This is a genomic window from Lentilactobacillus kisonensis DSM 19906 = JCM 15041 (genome assembly GCF_001434135.1).
Lineage (GTDB): Bacteria > Bacillota > Bacilli > Lactobacillales > Lactobacillaceae > Lentilactobacillus > Lentilactobacillus kisonensis.
Map to the genome: position 1 here is coordinate 1 of NZ_AZEB01000059.1, position 3957 is coordinate 3957.

General features: G+C 36.6%; 3 protein-coding genes and 2 pseudogenes. 4 read left to right on the forward strand and 1 reads right to left on the reverse strand.

The genetic code is table 11. The features are described 5' to 3' along the window. Positions 1–420: 420 nt before the first annotated feature. Positions 421–671: pseudogene (locus FC98_RS14815) on the reverse strand (IS5/IS1182 family transposase); the annotation flags it as partial. A 10-nt stretch (positions 672–681) separates the two neighbouring features. On the opposite strand from FC98_RS14815, the gene FC98_RS15345 reads away from it, so the two are divergent. The 4 genes and pseudogenes from FC98_RS15345 to FC98_RS15275 all read left to right on the forward strand — a co-directional run. After that, positions 682–813: a hypothetical protein gene (locus tag FC98_RS15345; protein WP_268872055.1), complete on the forward strand. Its 132-nt coding sequence runs from the start codon at positions 682–684 to the stop codon at positions 811–813. A 424-nt stretch (positions 814–1237) separates the two neighbouring features. Then, on the forward strand, positions 1238–1633 hold the full coding sequence (locus FC98_RS13455; RefSeq protein WP_054656169.1) for an Ohr family peroxiredoxin: 396 nt from the start codon (positions 1238–1240) through the stop codon (positions 1631–1633). 147 nt (positions 1634–1780) lie between these two features. Beyond that, positions 1781–3157: an APC family permease gene (locus FC98_RS13460; protein ID WP_056949743.1), complete on the forward strand. Its 1377-nt coding sequence runs from the start codon at positions 1781–1783 to the stop codon at positions 3155–3157. 118 nt (positions 3158–3275) lie between these two features. Continuing rightward, positions 3276–3957, forward strand: a pseudogene (locus FC98_RS15275) (IS5 family transposase); the annotation flags it as partial.

Genomic DNA, 3957 nt, shown 5'->3' on the forward strand with positions numbered 1-3957 from the left:
AGACTAAATCAGTAGCCATCTTTTTTGAGAATGAATAGCCGATAATTCGTCTTGAGTGCAGATCCATGATGGTTGATAAGTAACACCAGCCATTACGCTTCGTTTGAATATACCCTCAATGATCAAACCGGGTTAAATTAAAATGGGTATACGAATCATTGAGAAAACGGGAAATTTATCAATTAGTTAAACTACACATGTTTGCTCATTTTGCATGTTCAAATTAAAACTGTGATTTCTCCGTTCCTGCAAAGTGCCATGTTAACTAACGATGATTGCTGAATAGAAGGGTACTAAATTGTATATGCTGGTTTAGTGCACCTACAAATTATTATTAAAACCGGATCTAATAAAAGGTCAATTCGAGTAAAAATTTTATATTTATTAATGGGAAAAACAGAGAAATTACTTAGAGGCTGTCTAAAATCTCTTAAGTAATAGTGCTATGAACGCCGAAACGCCGTTTACAGATTGGTGGTTAATTGATGCTCATAATTTTTCCAAAGATGCAACTCATTGTGCTTCGCAACCTACACGGTTGCGTTTAAATTACTGGCCACATCAATCCGAAAATTAATACCTGAATAACCACCATCAACTAAGACATTTTGAACCTGTCGTAAATGCATGGTATGTAAAGTGATCATTGCACTGGCCCCGTCTCGATCAGAGTGTCATGTGATGGCTTATGATGACTACACCGAAGAAAACCTTGCGGGTTTGATTGAAACAATCAACGCGAAGCAAAGTGATTTGAAACACGTCTGGATAACACCACAGTGGTGGGGGGTGAACGATCTTTTAGTTGGTTAAATAAATGTCGGCGCCTATGGCGCAACTGCGAACGTTACCTACAAATTAGTCGGATTATGGTAGCTTTAGCTTTCATTGGGATTTTATTGAAACGTTATTAAAGATTAAAAACAGGGTTCTTAATAAAATGAGGACAATAAATTCTCTTTTAATTTAGGTACTAAAGGGAAGAATTAGAATCGAAGCTTAAATCTTTAGCAATAAAACTTGATGCAAGAACATACTGAATTACAGGAAATAGTAGTAATTTGAAACGCCTGAAGGATAATCTTGATATTTAGTAATTTAAACTTTATAAAATTCACGATTATTACAAACAAATTTTTCGCATATCCACTTTAAATGGCTTATTCTTTCCCTATAAACAGACATTATTTTAGAAATTACGGGAGTGATATTATGCAAAAAAATATATTCGACGACAATGATCAACAAAGGTGGTCGCTCTGGGAAATCTTACTCACCTAATCAGTCATTCAAACTAAATATTGAAGATCCTGGCAGTAAGAATTTGGGTACTAATCCGGAAGAATTATTTGCCGCTGGTTACAGTGCCTGTTTCAACAGTGCTTTAGATTACGTTAAAAAAAAGAATGAAATTAATGTTGAATCAGTCATTAAAGTAAGGGTTTCCTTGTATAACCATAGTGATAGTCTGGTTCCAGATGTTACTTTGGGAGTGGATATTGAGGGTTGGATAAAGGATACTTCAATTATTGAAACACAGAGAATGCTAGAAGAAGCTCACCAAGCTTGCCCATATTCACGAGCAATAAGGGGGAATATTCCAGTTACTATTACGGCGGTTGAACAAATTTAAGTCCTCTGCATGCATTCATTTGTAGCAGACACATAATTTTAGAGAACAGTTACCTCGTTATTTTAAAACTTGATAAACCATAAGCTTATGTATATGGGTATTAGATGCAAATTAATGGAAAAATTTTGTTATTGGGAGAAATACTAGATGAATTCATCAAAAAAGTCACAGGCCCCTCAACCCAAACTCAAAAGAGCCATTGGGGTATTTAGCGGTAGCAATATTTTAGTTGGTATTATGATTGGTTCCGGCATCTTTTATATCGGATCTTATGTTTTACAACGTTCCGGCATGTCAATGGGATTAGCATTGATGGCTTGGTTATTAGGGGGCTTAATAACATTATTAGGTAGTTTATGCCTTGCTGAACTTGGTGCAATGAATCCTGCTACAGGGGGAATTTATATTTATCTATCTGATGCATATTCACCCATTGTTGGTTATATGTTTAATTTTCAAAGTATGATTATTGGTGGTCCTGGATCAGTAGCCGCAATTGCGATTGCTCTGCCAATTGCTTTTAGAACGTTGCTGCCAATATCTGATTTATGGGTAAAAATTATTGCTACCTCGTTGATCATTATCTTTACAATAATTAACGTACTAGGAGTCGAAGTTGGTAAAATAGTTCAAAATAGTTTCAATGTTTTAAAAGTTTTACCATTGATTTTGATTATTATTTTGGGGATTTTCTGGGGGAGATATATTCCAAATTTCACTATGAATACTAGAATTAGTACACTCTCTCCCGTTGCTATAATTAAAATGGTTTCTTTTGCAATCATTGCTTCATTATGGGCATATGAGGGGTGGACAAATTTAAACACTGTCGCTGGAGAAATGAAAAATCCGCAAAAGAATCTGCCAAGAGCCTTATTGTTTTCAGTTGGCTTTACAACAATTGTTTATGTGTTATTTAATTTGGCGATTTATAGAACTTTATCCTTTGGCCACATCCAAAGCGCCATTAACAATGGACAATTGTATTTAGGAACTGACGTAGCAAAACATTTTCTTGGAACTTCCGGGAATGTTCTAGTGGCGATTTCAATGGCCTTAGCAATGATCAGCGCCTTAAATGGTATGATTTTGGCATTTGCCCGTTATTATTATGCAGCGGCTAAAGATGGTCTGCTTTGGCGAGTGTTTGCTCATGTTCATCCAAAATTTAAAACACCAGATTTTTCTCTTTGGATGCAAATGTTATTTTCAATTATATTGGCGTGGAGTAGAAATTTAGACCAACTGACTTCATTAGTCGTTTTTTCAGGAGCAATATTTAATATGCTTACGGTGCTTGCAGTTCCATTAATGAGAGTCCGAAAGCCGCATGTTATTCGTCCATATAAAGTATGGGGCTATCCTTGGACTATTATTATTGCAACCATATCATTTTTAATTATCCTATCCAATAATTTTTTTGATGATCCCGTTACATCATTTATAGGACTGGGAATTCCATTAATTGGCGGAATTGTTTATTGGATATTCAAATATTACTATCATCCAATAAATACCAATTAAAAATTGAGGCCGAAAACTTCGATTACAATACTAGGCACAAAGTCTCTAAGGGCCTGTTTTTGATCTTTATTAACCAGAAATATTTTTGATATAGTTTAATCAAAAAGGATATTTATAGATGATTAGCTATCCAAGCGACATTTTCCGGCAACAATTTGAACTAATTCGACCTGATTTAGAAGCTGTGCGCCAACGTACACGACCGCGCTAAGTTGATTTCTACGGGATCTTTAATGCCGTCCTTTATATTCTTCGTACCGGATCTCAACGGCGTCAATCACCCATGATTTTCCTAATTGGCAAACGGTTTATGGTTACTTCCGCCGCTGGTTAGAACCGATTAATGTAGTCGGCCATAGTCAGTTGGATTCAATCTTAAAAAAATTGTCAATCAAGGTCGAGTACACATGGGCCGTTCGGCACCCACTTCATTCATCATTCTAGATGCCCAAAGTGTCAAAATTACTGAAACGGCTGAAATAAAGGCTATGATGGTGGCAAAAAAGTCTCTGGAATCAAACGCCATCTCGCCGTGGATATCAATGGTTGGCCGCAGGCCATTCACATTACGCGGGCAAATGTTTCTGATCAAGACGGGGCGAGTACAATGATTGCTTTACACGCCAATGATCTTCGATATGTTCGCAATGTCTTAGTTGATGGTGGCTACTCGGGAGTTAACTTTAAATTAGATGTTATGAGCAATCTACAGACGGCCGTTCAGGTCGCCAAACGTAACGAATTACACAAGTTTGAAGTGTTGACGCAACGTTCGACTACCCAACGTTGGGGCATGACTT

Coding starts and splice junctions, on each gene's coding strand:
- FC98_RS15345 (WP_268872055.1), top strand. CDS start 682: ATGGCTTATGATGACTACACCGAAGAAAACCTTGCGGGTTTGATTGAA.
- FC98_RS13455 (WP_054656169.1), top strand. CDS start 1,238: ATGATCAACAAAGGTGGTCGCTCTGGGAAATCTTACTCACCTAATCAG.
- FC98_RS13460 (WP_056949743.1), top strand. CDS start 1,781: ATGAATTCATCAAAAAAGTCACAGGCCCCTCAACCCAAACTCAAAAGA.